The organism is Chromobacterium sp. ATCC 53434, assembly GCF_002848345.1.
GTDB lineage: Bacteria > Pseudomonadota > Gammaproteobacteria > Burkholderiales > Chromobacteriaceae > Chromobacterium.
The window spans coordinates 3,402,486-3,423,074 of record NZ_CP025429.1 but is presented as its reverse complement, the minus strand read 5'-3'; the positions used below and the strand labels follow the sequence as shown (position 1 = coordinate 3,423,074).

General features: G+C 65.5%; 7 protein-coding genes. All 7 read right to left on the bottom strand.

The features are described from left to right. Nucleotides 1–27 precede the first annotated feature (27 nt). Nucleotides 28–1,770 (bottom strand): ShlB/FhaC/HecB family hemolysin secretion/activation protein, encoded by a 1,743-nt coding sequence (locus CXB49_RS15115; RefSeq protein WP_101709176.1) that lies wholly within the window; start codon nucleotides 1,768–1,770, stop codon nucleotides 28–30. Nucleotides 1,771–1,772: 2 nt separating this feature from the next. After that, nucleotides 1,773–14,114, bottom strand: coding sequence for a YDG domain-containing protein (locus tag CXB49_RS24355; RefSeq protein ID WP_101709175.1), 12,342 nt, complete (start codon nucleotides 14,112–14,114; stop codon nucleotides 1,773–1,775). 855 nt (nucleotides 14,115–14,969) lie between these two features. Next, nucleotides 14,970–16,076 carry a 3-deoxy-7-phosphoheptulonate synthase gene (locus tag CXB49_RS15105; protein WP_101710728.1) on the bottom strand — a complete coding sequence of 369 codons (1,107 nt, stop codon included), beginning with the start codon at nucleotides 16,074–16,076 and terminating at the stop codon, nucleotides 14,970–14,972. Nucleotides 16,077–16,141: 65 nt separating this feature from the next. Then, the gene (gene dhbA, locus CXB49_RS15100; protein WP_101709174.1) at nucleotides 16,142–16,909 is read right to left on the bottom strand and encodes a 2,3-dihydro-2,3-dihydroxybenzoate dehydrogenase; all 768 of its coding nucleotides are present in this window, start codon (nucleotides 16,907–16,909) and stop codon (nucleotides 16,142–16,144) included. Between the two features lie 2 nt (nucleotides 16,910–16,911). Beyond that, the gene (locus CXB49_RS15095) at nucleotides 16,912–17,787 is read right to left on the bottom strand and encodes an isochorismatase family protein (protein ID WP_101709173.1); all 876 of its coding nucleotides are present in this window, start codon (nucleotides 17,785–17,787) and stop codon (nucleotides 16,912–16,914) included. Between the two features lie 5 nt (nucleotides 17,788–17,792). Continuing rightward, nucleotides 17,793–19,400 (bottom strand): (2,3-dihydroxybenzoyl)adenylate synthase, encoded by a 1,608-nt coding sequence (locus tag CXB49_RS15090; RefSeq protein WP_101709172.1) that lies wholly within the window; start codon nucleotides 19,398–19,400, stop codon nucleotides 17,793–17,795. Next, nucleotides 19,397–20,569 carry an isochorismate synthase MenF gene (locus CXB49_RS15085; protein ID WP_101709171.1) on the bottom strand — a complete coding sequence of 391 codons (1,173 nt, stop codon included), beginning with the start codon at nucleotides 20,567–20,569 and terminating at the stop codon, nucleotides 19,397–19,399. The genes CXB49_RS15090 and CXB49_RS15085 overlap by 4 nt, the downstream gene beginning before the upstream one ends. Nucleotides 20,570–20,589: the final 20 nt, after the last annotated feature.

Below are 20,589 nucleotides of genomic sequence, written 5' to 3'. Positions count from 1 at the left end.
CGGCCTGCTTGTTCCGCGGTGGGGGATTCAAAAACTCTTGTTCAGCTGCAGCCAGATCAGTTCTTTTTTCGGATTGCTGACAATCGATATCGGCGGGGGACTGCCGATTTTCTTGGCGAAGATCGCAGACAGGTTCCAACCCTGCCCGCCGCTCCAGTTCAGGCCGACGCCGGCGCCGGACAAGGTGGCGAAATTGTCGCCGGCGGTGAAGGCGTGCCGGTACAGCTCAACCCGGCCGGAATCGATGAAGGCGATGCCCTGCCATACGCCGGGAGCCGACAGCGAGAAGGTGTGACGCAACTCGGCGGTCAGCGCATAGCCTTGCGCGCCGGAGGCCGCGCCGGACTCATACGCGCGTATATTGTTGAATCCGCCCAAGACAAACTGTTCGGACGAATCAAGATTCTTGTTGGCCAACTGTCCGGTCGCCGACAAATAAAGCGAGCTGTTGCTGCTCAGCCGCTGCAGGCGAGCCAGGCTCAGCGTGCCCTTGAAGAAATGGCCGGCTGTCCGGGTGCTTTCCATGTCCAACAAGCCGGCGGCATCGTTATCGAAGCGCAGGTCGCCGCTGACCAGGCTGAGACGCATATTGCTGACGCCGGAGCTGTCGAGCCTGTCCCCCGAAAGCTCCATCGTCATGCTGTTCGATCCTCGACTCTTGATGGACTGATTAGAGACGATATTGTCGTTTAGTTTCTTTTGCGTGGCAGTCAGACGGCCGATCAAGGAGCCGCTTACGCTGCGCTCGAAGACGTGCGATAGCCATAAATCGCCCTCGCTGGCGGTTCCGTTCGCGCCTAGATTGGAAAAATCCTTTTTCAAGTGATAGTCCAGATAAGAGGCCGATCCTCCGATCAGGGTAGCCTGGCCTGCCAGCGGAAACTGATAGTCTATCCGTCCATAATTCAGGCCGGAGCTGGTTAAACCATTCAACCCCAATTGATCGCCCTGGTTCAGCGGGTTGTTGATCTGCAAGGTGCCGCCTAGCCGGGTGCGGCCGGTATAGGTATTGCCGGTATTGTCTAGCAATATGCTGCCATTGTATTTGGCGCCGGCTTGTGTGTTGACTTGCAGATCCGATGTCCCGGGATTCTCTCCCGGCCGCAAGGTGCTCTGGACGGTAATGCCAGGCGTGTCGCTCAACAACAACAGGCTGCGCTGCAGCTGGTCTTCGCGAACCAGGTCGCCGCTTTGCAATGGCGTCAGGTTTGCCGACAGCGCCTGGTCCTTGACCGGGCTCTGGTTGTTTATCGTGATCTTGCCAAAGCGGGTCTCGACGATTTTGATTCTGACCAGCCCGTTGACCGGAGCTTGCGCCGGGATATAAGCCAGCGCAATTGGATAACCGTGTTGTTGATAGTAATGGGTGATCCGCGCGGCCAGCTCTTTCAACTGGTCGAGGTTTAATTCCTTTCCCCTGGCGTCGGCCACCAGCTCAAGCAGCGTTTTACTGTCGAAAACCGTATTGCCTTCCATGACGATATCTTGTACCAGCAAAGTCGGTCCGCCATGCTTGGTCGTATCGACGGGCTGCTCTGTCGTCAGCGGCGTATCCTTGTTGGGCGCGGTTGGCGCGGGGCGTTTCAACTGCTGCAACAGTTGTCCGCTGTCGAAGTTGACGGCAGGGCCTGCGGCGTTTGCCTGCGCTGCCCAGCTCGTCAAGAACGCGTAATGGATCAAGCACAGGGTCAGGTATTTTTTCCGTGCCCCAAGGCGCAAGCCATCCGATTTTGTTCTCTCGGGGCGATGAGATGAAAATTTCCATTTCATGATCAGTTGTCCCCATCGGTCGTCATGCGGTCTATTGACAACTTGACGCCGCCATCGATGACATTCAGATTCAGATCACTTGTGAAGTCCGTCAAGCCGGTATTGTTGTCGCCGTTATATTTTCTGTTCGCGGCGACATTGCCGGTTGAAAAGGGGCTGGTAGCCAAACCGTAGGGTGTCGCCGACGATTGCGCGTTGAAAGTCAGGGCAAGAGCCTGCGCTACCGTATCGTTCTGGGTTTGGGTAATGAATGGCACTTGATTGGGATAAATAGTCAGTGCCGTTGCATTGGATGGATCTTGCACGAAGATGTAGTTTTGCGCGCTCAAGCCCCCGCCAAAGATTGCATACTGGCCGATAGCGCTATTGGCGTTGCCGTTGCTCAGCCAGGTCAGTGTGCCGTATGTCGCATTGCCCAAGTTTTCTCCATTGACGAAATTCCCCCTGATTTCACCGATGAGGTTGTAGGGCGTCTCGCCCTGCTTGATGCCCTGTGGCAGAGCGAAGTAATACAAGGTGATCGGCGTGATCGAGGCTGTCGTCGTCGTGCTGCCATTGATGGCGTAATTGCCGGCATCGGCGCCGCTGGCGAAGATGCCGGCCACGGTGACGGTTTTGCCGTTGCCGACATTCTTGTCGGCGAAGTTGGCGCCGGCGTCGGAGAAGTTGACGGTATCGCCGGCCAGCACGCCGCCGCTGGAGAGCGTCACGGTGTCGCCTGTGGTGCCGTCGTATACCTTGTTCTGTCCGGCGGCGACGACGGTGATGGCGCGCGGCGTGATGCTGGCGCTGGTGACGGCGGTGCCGTTGCTGACGATGTAATTGCCGGCGTCGGCGCCGCTGGCCGAGATGCCGGCCACCGAGACGATCTTGCCGTTGCCGACATTCTTGTTGGCGAAGCTGGCGCCGGCATCGGAGAAGCTGACGCTATCGCCGGCCAGCACGCCGCCGCTGGAGAGCGTCACGGTGTCGACTAGGGTGCCGTCGTAGACCTTGTTCTGTCCGGCGGCGGCGACGGTGATGGCCAGCGGCGTGATGCTGGCGCTGGTGGTCGCCGTGCGGTTGATGGTGTAGTTGCCTGCATCGCCGCCGTTGGCCGTGATGCCGGTCACGGAGACGGTCTTGGCATTGCCGACGTTCTTGTTGGCGAAGCTGGCGCCGGTATCGGTGAAGTGGACGACATCGCCGGCCAGCACATCGCCGCTGGAGAGCGTCACGGCGTCGCCTGTGGTGCCGTCATAGGTCTTGTTCTGTCCGACGGCGCTGACGGTGATGGCCAGCGGGGTGATGTTGGCGCTGGTGGTCGCCGTGCTGTTGACGGTGTAGTTGCCGGCGTCGGTTCCGCTGGCCGAGATACCGGCGACAGTGACGGTTTTGGCATTGCCGACGTTCTTGTCGGCGAAGCTGGCGCCAGTGTCGGAGAAGTGGACGGTATCGCCGGCCAGCACGCCGCTGCTGGCGAGCGTGACGGTGTCGCCGGTGCCGCCGTCGTAGGTCTTGTTCTGTCCGCTGGCGGCGACGGTGATGGCCAGTGGCGTGATGCTGGCGCTGGCGGTGCCGCTGCCGCTGCTGAGGGTGTAATTGCCGGCATCGGCGCCGCTCAGTCCCACCGAGTTGACGGTCACCGCCAGATTGGTGCCGACATTCTTGGTGGAGAAGGTCGCCGAGCTGTGGCTGGTATCGACACCGACGCTGTCGCCGGCGATCAGGCCGTTGAGCACGCCGGTCGACGCGTTGATGGTCGCGGCGGTGGTGCCGTCGTAGACCTTGTTGTTGATGCCCAGGCCGGAGGCCGTCAGCGCCTTTTGCGCGATCGTCCCGCCGGCGGTCAGCGTGGTGACCTGATAGTTGCCGCCGCCATTGCCGTCGTTGATCGCGTAGTTGACGCTCAGCGTGCGGCTGCCGGCGTTCTTGCTGTCGAAGCTCTGGCTCAGCGCGCTGAAGCTGTCGCCGCCGACCAGGCCGCCGCTGCTGACTTGAACGGTGCCGGCCGAGGCGGTGGTGCCGTTGTAGGTCTTGGTGTCGCTTTGCGCGCTCAAGGTCAGCGCCGCCTGGTTGATGGTGCCGCTGGCGGTGTTGGTCGCGTCGACGATGTAGTTGCCGCCGCTATTGCCGTCGTTGATCACATAGCCGGTCTTGACCGACAGCGTGCTGCCGTTGGCGCCCAGCACATTCTTGCTGGCGAACTGCTCGGCCAGGCCGCTGATGTTGTCGGAGCCGACCAGGCCCGAGCCGCCGATGGCGACGCTCTGCGTGGAACCGGTGGTGCCGTCGTAGGTCTTGGCGTCGCTCTGCGCGTTCAGCGTGATGTGGCGCGCATTGATGGTGCCGGTGCCGGTGACGGTGCCGGCGCCGGTGACATAGTAGTCCGCCGCGTCGCTGCCGCTCAGAATCACATCATTGATCGTGTAGGCCTCACTGCCGGCGTTGGCGTTGGCGTTGGCGCTGGCGAAGGCGCCGTTGCCGCTGACATTGACCGCATCGCCGGCAATGACGCCCGCGCCGCCCGCCAGGCTCAAGCCATTCATCGCGGTGGTGCCGTCGTAGGTCTTGATGGCGCCGCTGCTGGCGGACGGCGTCAGCGCTTTCGGCGTGACGGTCTCGACGCCGGTGTAGGCCAGGCTGCTGAAGTTGCCGCCGGAGATGACCGCGTTGCCGCTGGTGAGATTGTAATTGCCGAGGGCCAGGTTGTTGCTGCCGCTGTACACGCCGGCGCTGGGGCTCAGCGTGAAGGTCGCGGTGCCGCCGGCGCCGTCGTTGGCGGTAAAGCTGTTGCCGCCGTTGGCGGTGACGGTCAGCATCTTGATCAGGTTGCTGGTGCCGTCGAGATACTGCGCGGTCGGCGCGGCGAGGCTGAAGGCCGAACCATAGGCCTGGCTGGCATTGGCCGCTTTCACCAGCAGCACATTGGCCGGCACGATGGTGTAGTTGCCGGTCTGGTAGCTGATGGCGTAGTTGGACGAGGAAAGGCCGCTGGCGACCAGGCTGTTGGCGTAGCTGCCGGCCGGGTCGCTGGCGCCGTTGCCGGCGCCCATGCCGCTGCGCGAGATCGACAGCGTGCCGCTCAGCGCGGAGGCGGTTTCGCCGTTGACGAAGCCGGAATAGCTGACGCCGTTATAGCTGCCGGCATTGTCGGCCTGGGTGACGATCTTGGCGTCGTTATTGGCGGTGACCGTCAACAGCGCCTGATTGATCGTCGCCTGGGTGGTGGCGGTCGGCGTGTCGAGCACATAGTTGCTGGCCTTGCCGCTGCCGTTGGCCAGGCTGTAGCCGGAAGCGGTGACGGTGATGGTGCCCGCGCTGCTGCCGGCGCTGCTGAACGAGGCGTTGCCATGGTTCAAGGTCAGGCTCTCGCCGGCGACCAGGCCGTTCAGGCTGCCCCAGTTGGTGATGTCGACGCTGGTGGTGCCGTCATAGGTCTTGTCGGCGGCGGTCAGGCCGCTGACGCTCAGATGGGCCTGGTTGATGTCGGCGGTGGTAGTGGCGGTAGTGCTTTGCAGCGCGTAGTCGCTGGCCAGGCCGGTGCCGTTGCCCAGCGTCAGGCCGCTGGCGGTGACGGTCTTGCCGGTGCCGGCGTCCTGGGTGTTGAAGTTGGCGGCGGCGGCATTGAGGACCAGGGTTTCGCCATTGATGGCGCCGGTGACGCCCTGGCTGCTCAGCGTGGCGCTGGTGGAGCCGTCATAGGTCTTGTTGGCGGCGCCGACGCTGGCGGTGACGGAGACCGGCAGGATGGACGCGCTGAGCCCGGTCGGTTGCGACAGGGTGTAATTGCCGGCGTCGGCGCCGCTGATGGCGTAGTTGGCGGTGACGTTCTGGGCGATGACGTTGCCGCTGCCGTCGCGCGCCACGTGGGCGCTGGCGAAGGTGCCGTTGTTGCTCAAGGTGACGGCGTCGTTGCCCAGGATGGCGATGCTGCCGTACAAGGTGGCGGCATTGCCGCCGTCGTACAGCTTGTTGTAGGCGCCGGCGCCGCTGACGCTGAGCGCCAGCTGGGTGATGTTGGCGCTGGTGGTCGCCGCGCTGTTGTTCAGCGTGTAGTTGCCGGCGTCGGCGCCGCTGGCCGAGATGCCGGAGACCGAGACGGTCTTGCCGGTGCCGACGTTCTTGTTGGCGAAGCTGGCGCTGGCGCTGGTGAAGTTGACGGTGTCGCCGGCCAGCACGCCGGCGCTGGCCAGCGTCACGGTGTCGCCCGTGGTGGCGTCGTAGACCTTGTTCTGTCCGGTGGCGGCGACGGTGATGGCCAGCGGGGTGATGTTGGCGCTGGTGGTCGCCGTGCCGTTGTTCAGCGTGTAGTTGCCGGCGTCGGCGCCGCTGGCCGAGATGCCGGAGACGGTGACGGTCTTGCCGGTGCCGACATTCTTGTTGGCGAAGCTGGCGCCGGTGTCGGAGAAGCTGACGGCGTCGCCGGCCAGCACGCCGCCGCTGGCGAGCGTGACGGTATCGCTGACGGTGCCGTCGTAGACCTTGTTCTGTCCGGTGGCGGCGACGGTGATGGCCAGCGGCGTGATGCTGGCGGAGGAGGTGGCGCTCGGCGAGGCCAGCTGGTAATTGCTGGCGAGGCCGCTGCCATTGCCTAGGGTGTAGCCGCTGATGGAGACGGTCTTGCTGACGACGGTGCTGCCCGGCCCCGCGCTCCAGGCGACGTTCTTGTCGGAGAAGGCGGCGCTGGCGCCGGACAGGGTCAGGGAGTCGGAGCCGACCAGGCCGCTGAAGCCGTAAGCCGACACGGTGGCGGTGGTCGAACCGTCGTAGACCTTGTTCTGGATAGTGAACGAGGCGGAGATGGTCTTGGGCGTGATGTTGGCGGTGATGCCCAATGGCTGGGTCAGCGTGTAGTTGGCGGCGTCGAGTCCGCTGAGGCTGTCGTTGGCGGTGACGGCCTTGTTGGTGCCGGCGTTGGGATCGACAAAGCTGCCGGCCTGGCTGAGCGTCACGCTGTCGCCGGAAACCAGGCCGACCAGGGCGCCGCCGCTGACCGTGGTGGCGGTGGTGCCGTCGTAGGTCTTGCCGGCCGCGGAGGAGCCGGTGACGGTCAGCCCCTTGGCGGTGATGTTGCCGGTCAGATCGGACGGCTGGGTCAGCGTGTAGTTGCCTGCGTCGGTTCCGCCCAGACCTACCGAGCTGACGGCGACCGCCAGATTGCTGCCGACGTTCTTGGTGGAGAAAACGGCCGAGCTGTGGCTGGTATCGACGCTGACGCTGTCGCCGGCGATCACGCCGTTGAGCACGCCGGATGAGTTGATGGTGGCGGCGGTGGTGCCGTCGTAGACCTTGCTGTTGATGCTCATGCCGGAGTCGGTCAGCGCCTTTTGCGCGATCGTCCCGCCGGCGGTCAGCGTGGTGACCTGATAGTTGCCGCCGCCATTGCCGTCGTTGATCGCGTAGTTGACGCTCAACGTGCGGCTGCCGGCGTTCTTGCTGTCGAAGCTCTGGCTCAGCGCGCTGAAGCTGTCGCCGCCGACCAGGCCGCCGCTGCTGACTTGAACGGTGCCGGCCGAGGCGGTGGTGCCGTTGTAGGTCTTGGTGTCGCTTTGCGCGCTCAAGGTCAGCGCCGCCTGGTTGATGGTGCCGCTGGCGGTGTTCGTCGCGTCGACGATGTAGTTGCCGCCGCCATTGCCGTCGTTGATCACATAGCCGGTCTTGACCGACAGCGTGCTGCCGTTGGCGCCCAGCACATTCTTGCTGGCGAACTGCTCGGCCAGGCCGCTGATGTTGTCGGAACCGACCAGGCCCGAGCCGCCGATGGCGACGCTCTGCGTGGAGCCGGTGGTGCCATCGTAGGTCTTGGTGTCGCTCTGCGCGTTCAGCGTGATGTGGCGCGCATTGATGGTGCCGGCGCCGCTAAGGGTGCCGCCGGTGACATAGTAGTCCGCCGCGTCGCTGCCGCTCAGAATCACATCATTGATTGTGTAGGCCTCACTGCCGGCGTTGGCGCTGGCGAAGGCGCCGTTGCCGCTGACATTGACCGCATCGCCGGCGATGACGCCTGTGCCGGCCGTCAGGCTCAAGCCGCTCATCGCGGTGGTGCTGTCGTAGGTCTTGCTGACGCCGCTGGCGGACGGCGTCAGCGCTTTCGGCGTGACGGTCTCGACGCCGGTGTAGACCAGGCTGCTGAAGTTGCCGCCGGTGATGGCCGCGTTGCCGCTGGTGAGGTTGTAGTTGCCGAGGGCCAGGTTGTTGCTGCCGCTGTACACGCCGGCGCTGGGACTCAGCGTGAAGGTCGCGGTGCCGCCGGCGCCGTCGTTGGCGGTAAAGCTGTTGCCGCCGTTGGCGGTGACGGTCAGCATCTTGATCAGGTTGCTGGTGCCGTCGAGATACTGCGCGGTCGGCGCGGCGAGGCTGAAGGCCGAACCATAGGCCTGGCTGGCATTGGCCGCTTTCACCAGCAGCACATTGGCCGGCACGATGGTGTAGTTGCCGGTCTGGTAGCTGATGGCGTAGTTGGACGAGGAAAGGCCGCTGGCGACCAGGCTGTTGGCGTAGCTGCCGGCCGGGTCGCTGGCGCCGTTGCCGGCGCCCATGCCGCTGCGCGAGATCGACAGCGCGCCGCCCAGCACGGAGGCGGTTTCGCCATTGACGAAGCCGGAATAGCTGACGCCGTTGTAGCTGCCGGCATTGTCGGCCTGGGTGACGATCTTGGCGTCGTTGTTGGCGGTGACCGTCAGCAGGGCTTTGTTGATCGCCGCCTGGGTGGTGGCGGTCGGCGTGTCGAGCACGTAGTTGCTGGCCTTGCCGCTGCCATTGGCCAGGCTGTAGCCGGAAGCGGTGACGGTGACGGTGCCCGCGCTGCTGCCGGCGCTGCTGAACGAGGCGGTGCCGTGATCCAGCGTCAGGGTCTCGCCGGCGACCAGGCCGTTCAGATTGCCCCAGTTGGTAATGGTGACGTTGGTGGTGCCGTCATAGGTCTTGCCGGCGGCGATCAGGCCGCTGACGCTCAGATGGGCCTGGTTGATGTTGGCGGTGGTGGCGGCGGTAGTGCTTTGCAGCGCATAGTCGCTGGCCAGGCCGGTGCCGTTGCCCAGCGTCAGGCCGCTGGCGGTGACGGTCTTGCCGGTGCCGGCGTCCTGGGTGTCGAAGTTGGCGGCGGCGGCATTGAGGACCAGGGTTTCGCCATTGATGGCGCCGGTGACGCCCTGGCTGCTCAGCGTGGCGCTGGTGGTGCCGTCGTAGGTCTTGTTGGCGGCGCTGACGCTGGCGGTGACGGAGACCGGCCGGATGGACGCGCTGAGTCCGGTTGGCTGCGACAGCGTGTAATTGCCGGCGTCGGCGCCGCTGATGGAATAGTTGGCGGCGACGTTCTGGGCGATGACGTTGCCGCTGCCGTCGCGCGCCACGTGGGCGCTGGCGAAGGTGCCGTTGCCGCTCAGGGTGACGGCATCCCCGGCGAGCGTGGCGATGCTGCCGAACAGCGAGGCGGCATTGCCGCCGTCGTACAGCTTGTCGCTGGCGCCGGCGCCGTTGACGCTGAGCGCCAGCGGGGTGATGTTGGCGCTGGTGGTCGCCGCGCTGTTGTTCAGCGTGTAGTTGCCGGCGTCGGCGCCGCTGGCCGAGATGCCGGAGACCGAGACGGTCTTGCCGGTGCCGACGTTCTTGTTGGCGAAGCTGGCGCTGGCGCTGGTGAAGTTGACGGTGTCGCCGGCCAGCACGCCGGCGCTGGCCAGCGTCACGGTGTCGCCCGTGGTGGCGTCGTAGACCTTGTTCTGTCCGGTGGCGGCGACGGTGATGGCCAGCGGGGTGATGTTGGCGCTGGTGGTCGCCGTGCCGTTGTTCAGCGTGTAGTTGCCGGCGTCGGCGCCGCTGGCCGAGATGCCGGAGACGGTGACGGTCTTGCCGGTGCCGACATTCTTGTTGGCGAAGCTGGCGCCGGTGTCGGAGAAGCTGACGGCGTCGCCGGCCAGCACGCCGCCGCTGGCGAGCGTGACGGTATCGCTGACGGTGCCGTCGTAGACCTTGTTCTGTCCGGTGGCGGCGACGGTGATGGCCAGCGGCGTGATGTTGGCGCTGGTCGTCGCCGTGCTGTTGTTGATGGTGTAGTTGCCGCCGTCGGCGCCGCCCGCCGAGATGCCGGAGACCGAGACGGTCTTGCCGGTGCCGACATTCTTGTCGGCGAAGCTGGCGCTGGCGCTGGAGAAGTTGACGGCGTCGCCGGCCAGCACGCCGCTGCTGGAGAGCGTGACGGTGTCGTTTACGGTGCCGTCGTAGGTCTTGTTCTGCCCGGCGGCGCCGACGGTGATGGCCAGCGGCGTGATGCTGGCGCTGGTGGTCGCCGTGCTGTTGCTCAGCGTGTAATTGCCGGCGTCGCCGCCGCTGGCCGAGATGCCGGAGACGGTGACGGCCTTGGCGTTGCCGACGTTCTTGTTGGCGAAGCTGGCGCTGGTGTCGGCGAAGTTGACGGTGTCGCCGGCCAGCACGCCGCTGCTGGAGAGCGTGACGGTGTCGGATACGGTGCCGTCGTAGGTTTTGCTCTGCCCGGCGGCGGCGACGGTGATGGCCAGCGGCGTGATGTTGGCGCTGGTGGTCGCCGTGCTGTTGCTGACGGTGTAGTTGCCGGCGTCGGCGCCGCTGGCCGAGATGCCGGAGACCGAGACGGTCTTGCCGTTGCCGACGTTCTTGTTGGCGAAGCTGGCGCTGGTGTCGGAAAAGTTGACGGTGTCGCCGGCCAGCACGCCGCTGCTGGATAGCGTGACGGCGTCGTTTACGGTGCCGTCGTAGGTCCGGTTCTGCCCGGCGGCGGCGACGGTGATGGCCAGCGGGGTGATGTTGGCGCTGGTGGTCGCCGTGCTGTTGTTCAGCGTGTAGTTGCCGGCGTCGGTTCCGCTGGCCGAGATGCCGGAGACCGAGACGGCCTTGCCGTTGCCGACGTTCTTGTTGGCGAAGCTGGCGCTGGTGTCGGAGAAGTTGACGGTGTCGCCGGCCAGCACGCCGCTGCTGGAGAGCGTCACGGTGTCGGCCACGGTGCCGTCGTAGGTCTTGTTCTGCCCGCTGGCGGCGACGGTGATGGCCAGCGGCGTGATATTGGCGCTGAACGCGTTGACGACATACGGCGCCAGTTGATAGTTGCCGGCATTGGCGCCGGCCAGCGTCGGGGTCGAGCTGAGGGTGATCGTCTTGCCGTTGCCGACATTCTTGTTGACGAAGGTACCGCTCAGCGGGGACAGGCTGACACTTTGTCCAGGCAGGATGCCGGCCAGGCTGGCGGTGATCGAGCTGGCGGCCGTGGTGCCGTCATACACCTTGTTGCTGGCGGAGAAGTTGGACAAGGTCAGCGGATAGTAGACCGCGGCGACGACGGGCGTGGTGGCGCCGGGCGTGCTGGTCGGTCCGTCTGGTGTCTGGAATACCGGGTACAGATAAGAGCCGGAGCCCATTTTCCAGACAGTGGAAAAATCCCAGGCCGGGTTGCTGTTGCCATTGGCCGCCGTCGCCGAGGTGAAGTTGGCCTGTGTCTGCATATTGGCCGTATTCATTCCGACCGCGTGGGTGGAAGGGTCGGTGGCTTTGCCGCTGGTCGTGGTATCCCAGAACGAGCTGCCGGTGATGGTGGTCGCCGCGCCGGTCAGGCCGCCGGAGTTGGTGGTGCCGGCGGAAACGCTGACATTGCCCACCGAATAGGTATTGACCAGCGTCGCGCCGGGATAGCCGAGCAAGCCGCCGACATAGCTGGGGGGCGAGCTGTAGCCGGCTTGCGTCGCCGTCACATTGCCGCTGGCGTAGTCATTGGTATAGGTGCCGGCGACGCCTTCGCCGACCAGCCCGCCCGCTCCCCGGATCAGCGCGGTGGCCGTGACATTGCCCGTCGCGTAGGAATGGGTGATATTGCCCGACCCGACATAGCCGACCAGGCCGCCGACATAATAGCTGCCGTAGTAGGTGCCGTTCGCGCCCTGCCCGGTGGAGGTGACGCTGCCGGTCGCGTAGACATTGCTCAGGTTGCCGGAGACGTTGTAGCCGACGAAGCCGCCGACGCTGTCGGTATAGGTGGCGGACCCGTCGCCGCCGGCCGCCGGTCCGCTGCTGACGGTGATGTTGCCGGTGGAGTAGGAATTGCTGATATTGGCGCGGTTTTGTCCGACGAAGCTGCCGCTGTACCACGATTGCGCAAGGTTGACGGTGCCGGTCGAATAACAATTGGTGATCGGCGCATAGTTGACGCCGATAAAGCCCGCGTTATCGTCGTAACCATAATCGCCGGCGCTTACCGAGCCGGTCGCATAGGAAGTCGATACCGTTCCGCCGCCGGCATAGCCGATGAATCCGCCGGTGTAGCCGCCGAATATCGAATTGACGTTTCCGGTGGCCGATGAGTTGCTGATCGTGCTGTTGCTGTAGCCGATGAAGCCGCCGACATAGTAATTATGCGCCGCGGTATTGACCGCCCCGGTCACCGACGCATTGCTGATGGCGCCGCCGGTGCTATAGCCGATCAGTCCGCCGACATAGTCGCTGGCGCCGCTGACGCCGGTGCCGTTGACCGTGGCTGACGAGTTGATGCGATCCAGGGTGCCGGTGTTATAGCCGACCACCCCGCCGATTTCGTCGCTGCTTCCGCTGACGGTGCCGCTGACCGTGATGTTCTTGATCGTGCCGGCGTTGTTGCCGACCAAGGCGCCGACAGCCGCGTGGCCGGTGATCGAGGCATTGCTCAGCGTCACGTTCTGTATGGTCGCCGCGCTGCTCGCCGTGCTGAACAAGCCTGCGTTATTGGCGCTGGCGTTCACGGTAAGATTGCTGATCGCGTAATTCAGGCCATCGAAATTGCCGGTAAACGCGACGGGCGTGAAGTTGCTGATCGAAGACGCGTCGATATTGGTGCCCAATGCGTAATTGCCGGCGGTGTTGACCGACATCGACTGCAGCTTGCTCGCGCTGTTGATCAGCATATAGGCCGTGAACTTGTCGCCGCTGCCCACGGTGACATTGCTGAAGCTGGACGCGGTGCCGAACACCGCCGGGTTGTAATAGAAATTGACCGCGCCGCCGGTGCCGCTGACATTGATGCTGCCGCCATTCATGATCACCGTGCCGGTGCCGCTGGCATTGGCGTCGGCCCTGGCCGACAAGGTGCCGCCGCCGGTATTCGTCACCGTGCCGCCGCTGTTGAAGCTGACATTGCGCACCGCGTTCAGGGTCAGCGAGTTGGCGTTGCTCCAGCTGATCGCGTCGTTGACATTCAGGTCGCCGCTGCCGGCGGTGGCGCCCTGGGTGGACGAGATGATGATGTTGTTGCTGGCCAGCAGGCTGCTGACTTGCGAGCCGGTGATGTCGCCGCCGCTGGCGGCGATCGTGTAGTTCTGCGGGTCTATCGTCCAGGAGCCGGTCGAACCGTTCGGCGCTTTGGTCGTGATGTTCGCGCCGGGCGCGACATCGACATGGGCCGCGGAGGTGTCGATATGGCCGCCGTCGCCTCCGTTGGGGGCCGATGCGTCCAGCGTGCCCGCCACGCTGGTCGTGCCCGCGGTCATGCCGGCTAATAAGGTGATCGTGCCGTTGTGGTTTTCCAGCGTGCGCGCTTCGATGATGCCGCTATTGTTGACGGCGCTGCTCAAGATGCTGTCGTGGGCCCCCGCGGTCATGATGACCTGGCCGCCGTCGGCCTGGATCAACTGCCGGTTTTCCGCCAGATTGTTCAAGGTGCTTTCATTTACCTGGACGCTGACCAGCTGATGGTCGGCGAAATCCACGCTGATTTCGCTGCCGCCGGCCAGCGCGACGGCGCCGGCGCTGGCGTTTATCGTCCCCTGATTGCTGACGGCATTGCCGAGGAAGGCGACATAGCCGCCTTGCGCGGCATTGATTTGTCCCTGGTTGACGATGCTCCCGGTTCCGGAGCCGGTGAATTTTATCGTGCCGTTGTTCGCGTTGTTGTCGGCGGACAGCGTCGAGGCGATCAGGCTGCCGACATTGACCTGGGCATTGCGGCCAAAGATCATCCCATTCGGATTGATCAGCCATAACTGACCATTGGCGTTCAAATGGCCCATTATCTGGCTGGGCGAATTGTCCCGAATGTAGTTTACCGCGAGCGCGGTGCGATTCGGCTGGATGAAATTGACGGTCTCGTTTGACGAGACATTGAAGCTATTCCAGTTTAATGCCAGGTTTTGACTGTTCTGGACAACGGTGGTGGTGGTGCCGGCTTGCCGGATATTGCCGCTACCGCTTGTGACTTGGCCGCCAGCTGGCGCAGCCGTGGCTTCATTGGCCAGGCAACCCAGCAGGCTCAGCATGATCGGGGTGATTTTCTTCCCGGAAGAGGACCGGCGTTTCTTGGCGCAGGTGTGCTCGGACACAACTGTCCATTGCTGTGTCAGGTGATGCCAGATGACATTGTAGATACGATTCATTGCCAACTCCAACAGACTTGTGATGCAGATTTTCCATAGAATCCCCAAATGTTCCGGCTTTAAGCCGATAGAAGTTATGTAAGCTGTTTTTCAATTGAAGCCGCAGAGAGATAGTCGCTTATATCCCTATTTCAGTATTTCAAATCCTCTATTTGATCAAGCTATTGGACAGTTTTCGAGTCAAGCTGGATGTCGTAGTTTGAGCCGGTATATTGACCTATTGCGCTTTTTGGCCTATTGGCGCAGGCCTTTAGCATTTATAAGCAGAGGTCGTTCTTTTTGCAAACCGATGTATTTTCAAAAATTCCCCATCCGAAATCAAATATGATCAAACCTCCTGACGCAATTCGTCTGAGGCCGTTTTACGCGTTCAAAAGGATTTGGCTTGCGATTTCCGTCAAGGGGAAAAACAGAGCGCCTTTTAAATCTATTGGCATAGGCCGCGCGTTCAGATTAAAGCCAGGCGAATGGTGGTCCGCCGATTGCGTTTGGCGGTTTTCGTTTTTGCATCGAAAGGGATTTCAACGCCCTCGGCGCAAAACCGGTTTTGATATCTCTCCCATCAAGTCATTCACCGCGCGGGCATGATCAAGCCGCCTCGCTGACGGAGCAGGGCCGTGACGCCGGCGCGGCGGTGTCTCCCTGCGTTGGTTTTAATGTATTTGTTGAAACAGAATAAAGCAAGAATTTTTAATTCAGCTTTGGCGCGGGTTGTCGCGGGGCGCGGGCGATGGCTTGCCGCGTCGGCAGGCCGCAGCGCCGGTTGACGCAGTTGAATGGGGGAGACTGGCGGCCTGGAGACGGCCGGGGAGGGGGGGGCAAGCCATGCCGGGCGGCATGGCTTGCGGGGGCGGTTCAGTTGCCCAGCAGCGGCCGCAGCCTGTTGCGCGCGTTGCGCAGTATCAGCGAGGTGGTGTCCCAGTCGACGCAGGGATCGGTCACCGAGCAGCCGTAGCGCAACTGCGACAGGTCGGCCGGGATCGGCTGGTTGCCCGGCTCGATGAAGCTTTCCAGCATCACGGCGCGGATGCCGTGGTTGCCGCCGACGATCTGTCCGACGACGTCGGTCAGCACCCTGGGCTGCCACTGGTGGTTCTTCCACGAATTGCCGTGGGCGCAGTCCACCATGATGGCCGGCGGGATGTCGCGTTTCTTCAGCGCCTGCTCGGCCAGCGTGATGCTGACCGAGTCGTAGTTGGGCCGGCCGCCGCCGCCGCGCAGCACCAGGTGGCAGTGCGGGTTGCCGCGGCTGTTCACCACGGCCACGCGGCCGTCGCGGCCCATGCCCAGATAGGCGTGCGGCGCGCTGGCGGAGACGATGGCGTTCAGCGCCGCGTCCAGCGTGCCGTCGGTGCCGTTCTTGAAGCCGACGGCGCAGTCCAGCGCCGAGGCCAGCTCGCGGTGGATTTGAGATTCCGTCGTGCGCGCGCCTATCGCCATCCAGCTGTACAGATCGGCCAGATACAGCGGGGACAGCGGATCCAGCGCCTCGCCGGCCAGCGGCAGGCCCAGCTCGGCGGCGGCCAGCAGGAAGCGGCGGGCGATGTGCATGCCTTCGTCCAGGCAGCAGCTGTCGTCCATGTAAGGGTCGTTGATCAGGCCTTTCCAGCCGACGCTGGTGCGCGGCTTCTCGAAATAGGCGCGCATCACGATCAGCAGCGTGTCGTCGACATCGGCGGCCAGTTCGGCCAGGCGGGCAGCGTAGTCCAGGCCGGCGCGCGGGTCGTGGATGGAGCAGGGCCCCACCACCACCAGCCAGCGCGGGTCTTCGCCGCTGAGCACCCGCTTCACCGCGGCGCGGCCGGCGTGGACCGAGGCGTGGGCGCGCGGGCTGGCCGGCAGGCTGCGCAGCAGTTCGATCGGACTGGCCATCGCGTGGTAGTCGGCCTGGCTGGACGGCGGCGTCGGGTGGGGGGGCTCGGGCGCCAGTAGGCCGTGCGGCGGCTTGGCAAGCGTAGTCATGATGTTCTCCACGGTATGCGCCTCGGGGGGCGGATGCATCCGTTGTTGGCGGCGGGGCCGCGGGTTCAGGCTGCCAGCGTGGCGCCGCCGTCCACCACCACGTCCTGCATGGTGATGTGGCCGGCCAGGTCCGAGGCCAGGAACAGCACCGCGCCGGCGATGTCGGCCGGCGTGGCCAGCTTGCCGAGCGGAATGCCGAGCCGGTAGGCCTCGGGCTTGCCGGCGATGGTTCGGGCGGCGCCGTTGTCGTCCTGCCACATGCCGCGCAGCATCGGCGTGTCGGTGGAGCCGGGCGACACCGCATTGCAGCGCACGCCGTACGGCGCCAGCTCCAGCGCGACGTTGTGGCTGAGGCTGACCATCGCCGCCTTGGACACGCCGTAGCCGGCCATGTCCAGCCGCGGCACGTGGGCGGCGTTGGACGCGACATTGACGATGGCGCCGGCGCGGCGCGCCTTGAAATGCGGCATCAGCGCGCGCAGCAGATAGAAGGGGCCGCTGACGTTGACGGCCAGGCACTGCTGCCAGTCGTCGATGGACAGGGCGTCCAGCTGGCCCAAGCGCAGCACGCCGGCGGCGTTGACCAGCACGTCCGGCAGGGCGTTCTCGTCGGCCAAGCGGCGGCACAGCGCCGCCACGGCGTCGGCGTCGCGGATGTCCAGCGGCAGTTGGCGCAGCGCGCCGCCGCCATCGGCCGCCGGGCCGTCGAACTGCAGATCCAGCGCGATCACGCGCGCGCCGGCTTCGAGCAGGCGGGCCGCCACTTCGCGGCCTATGCCCTGGGCGGCGCCGGTGACCCACGCGCATTGGCCGGTGAAATCCAGTCCGCGCATGCTCAGGCCTCCTGCGGCAGCCGGGACGCTATCGCCGCCCACCAGCCGTCCAGCGTCGGCGTGCGGGCCAGGTCTTCGAAGCCGATGTCCAGGCCCTGTTCGCGCCAGCGGCCCACCAGCTCCATCACGCGTATCGAATCGAGACCGTAGTCCAGCAGATTGTCGTCGCCGGCCAGGCTGTCGTCGCCGTCCTCCAGCACCGCCAGCAGCTGCGCCTTCAGCCAGTCGCGGGTGATCGCCTCGGCGCCGCCGTCGGTCAGATCGGCCGCGGCGATGACGGCGCCGCAGCGGGTGGCCACGTAGCGCAGCGCCATCTTGTGCTCGTCCTCGCTGAAGTCGGCGACGGCGTCGCCGACCATGAAGGCCTGGATGTCGCGCATGAAGGCGTCGCAGGCGGTCATCATGCAGCCGATGTGGGCGTAGACGCCGCAGATCACCAGCTGGTCGCGACCCCAGGCCTTCATCCGCTCCTGCAGATCGCTGCGCTGGAAGGCGCTGTAGCGCCATTTGACCAGCACCGTGTCCCGCTCGCGCGGGGCCAGCGCCGGCGTCACCGCCTGCAGGGCCGGGTCGGCGGTGGTCAGGCCGGGGCCCCACATATCGTTCAGCAGCGCGCGGTCTTCCGCTTTCTGCTCGGTGGGCTGGGCGGTGTAGATCACCGGCACGCCGTGGCGGTCGGCCCAGTCGCGCAGCGCGGCGACGCGGGCGGTCAGCTGTTGCATCAGCGGGCTGTCCTCGCCGTAGAAGGCCAGGAAGTAGCGCTGCATGTCGTGAATCAGCAGCGCGGCGCGCGCCGGTTCGACGCGCCAGGCGGTCTTGTTGGCGGGGAAGTCGGCCGCCTGCGGCAGCGGGTAGGCGTTCAGCTTGGGAATGCTCATTGTGTTCAGGCTCCGGCCGCGGCGGCCAGCAGGCCGCGCAGCGCTTGTTTGTCTATTTTGCCGACATGGGTCAGCGGAAGGGTGTCCACCAGTTCGAAGCGGTCGGGCAGCTTGTAGTCGGCCACGCCCTGCTCGCGCAGGAAGCGGCGCAGCGCCACCGACTTCAGTCCGTCTTCACGCGAAACGACGTAGGCGCAGCTCTTTTCGCCCAGCATCGCGTCGGGCATCGCCACCAGCGCGGCCTGGGCCACCTGCGGGTGCAGCAGCAGCAGGTGCTCGATCTCCTCGGCGGCGATCTTCTCGCCGCCGCGGTTGATCTGGTCCTTGACCCGGCCGACCACGCGCAGATAGCCACGCTCGTCGGCCACGACGACGTCGCCGGAGTAATAGAAGCCTTCGTTGTCGAACACGCGGGCGTTGTGCTCCGGGGCCAGGTAGTAGCCGCGGAAGGTATAGGGACCGCGCGTGGCCAGCATGCCGGGCGTGCCCGCGGGCACCGGATAGCCGGCCTCGTCGACGATCTTGACCTCGTCGCCATCGCTCATCGGCCGGCCCTGGCAGCCGAAGACGATGTCGTCGCCGTCGTCGAGCCGGGTGTAGTTGACCAGGCCCTCGGCCATGCCGAACACCTGTTGCAGCGCGCAGCCCAGCACCGCCGGCACCTGGCGCGCTGTGGCCTCGGCGAAGCTGGCGCCACCGACCTGCAGCAGCTTCAGGCTCTTCAGCTGCGACTCGCGGCCGGGAGCGGCCTGCAGCCACAGCGCGACCGCCGGCGGCACCAGCGCGGCGATATCCACCTGGTGGCGCTCGACCAGCGCGAAGCAGGCCAGCGCCTCCGGATTCGGCGCCAGCACCACGGCGCCGCCGGCGTGGAAGACGCCGAGCGCGCCGGGCGAGCTCAGCGGGAAGTTGTGCGGCGCCGGCAGCGCGCACAGGAAGCGGGTGTGCGGGCCGAGTTCGCAGATCTCGGCGCTGCGGCGCACGCTGTAGAAATAATCGTTGTGGGTGCGCGGGATCAGCTTGGGCGTGCCGGTGCTGCCGCCGGACAGCTGGAAGAAGGCGACTTCGTCGGCGGCGCTGGGGCCGGCGCCGTCCGGCAGGCCGGCATGGTCTTGCTCCAGCACCGCTTCCAGCCCGTCGTTGGCGAACAGGCGCACGCTCAGCGCCGGCGAGATCGCGGCCAGCTGGTCGGCCATCGCGTCGTCGCCGAACAGCGGATGGCGGCGGTCGGCGATCAGCAGCTTGGGCTGGATCTGGCGGGCGTAGGCCGACAGTTCCAGCTTCTGGTGGCTGAACAGCGCGTTGACCGGCGCGACGCCTATCTTGAACAGCGCGAACAGCGTGATGTAGAACTCGGCGGTATTGGGCAGCTGCACCAGCGCGGTGTCGTGGCGGGCCAGGCCGCGCGACAGCAGCCAGGCGGCCAGATTGCCCGCGCGGCGGTCCAGTTCGGCGTAGCTGATCTCGCGCTCGCCGCACAGCACCGCCGGCGCGTCGGGGCGCTCCCGGCGCTGGCGTTGCAGCATCTCGGTCATCGGCTGGTCGTTCCACCAGCCGGCGGCGCGGTAGCGGGCGGCCAGATCGTCGGGCCATCGGGTAAAGGCTATGCTCATGCCAGCGCCTCCGTGCCGGCGAGGCCGAAGGCGGCCAGCATCGTGCCGAGCTTGGCCTGGGTTTCCGCCCATTCCGATTCCGGCGTCGACGCGGCGACGATGCCGGCGCCGGCGAACAGCCGCACCCGCTGCCGCTCGACGGTGGCGCAGCGTATCGTCACCGCCCATTCGCCGTTGCCGGCCTCGTCGCACCAGCCGACCATGCCGCTGAACACGCCGCGCTCGAACGGTTCGATCTGGCGGATCAGCTGTCGCGAGGCCTGGGTAGGGAAGCCGCATATCGCCGGCGTCGGGTGCAACTGGCAGGCCAGTTGCAGCACCGACATGGCCGGGTCGGCCAGCGCGCCGTCTATCGGCGTGCCCAGATGCCACATCGCGCGGGTGCCCAGCAGCGACGGCTGGGTGGGAATCATCAGCTCGGCGCAGTGCGGCGTCAGCACGCTGCGGATCTCGTCTATCACCAGGCTGTGCTCGTAATGGTCCTTGGCCGACGCCAGCAGGCCTTGGCCGGCGTCGGCGTCGGCGGCCGCGTCGGCCTGGCGCTTGGCCGAACCGGCCAGCGGGAAGGTGCGGATGCGGCCGCCGTCCTTCTGCAGCAGCAACTCGGGGCTGACGCCTATCAGATGGGCGCCGCCGTCCAGCGGCAGCTGGAACTGGTAGCCGCTGGGATTCTGCGCGCAGGCGGCGTCGAACACTTGTTCCGCCGACACCGGCTGGTCGAAGTCCACTTCCAGCACCCGAGACAGCACCGCCTTGCGGATGTCGCCGTCGGCGAAGCGCGCGATGGCCTGGCTGACCGCGTGCTTGAAGCCCTGCTCGTCAGGAATGCTGCGCGCGCTGAGCGCATGGGCGCCGCCGGCGGGGAGGCGGGCGGCGTTCAGCCGCTCCTCGCGGTCGAAGAAGGCGTGTTGCCGGGGGATGAACAGCTCCGACGGCTTGTCCATGTCGAAGGGGATGGCCCCCATCAGCACCGGTTCGCGGATGCCGTCGGCTCGGGCGCGGGCGAACGCGTCGGCCGCGGCGCGCGCGAAGGCGCCGCCGGCATCGCCGCCGTCGCAGGCCGGCAGGCGCAGGCGGGAGTGGATGCCGGTGGCTTTCACGCTGCGATGGGCGGACATGAAATAGTAGGATTCGCCATCGTCGGCGGTCGTCGCGGATTGCGTGCGCATGGCAGGCTCCAAACGGTAAT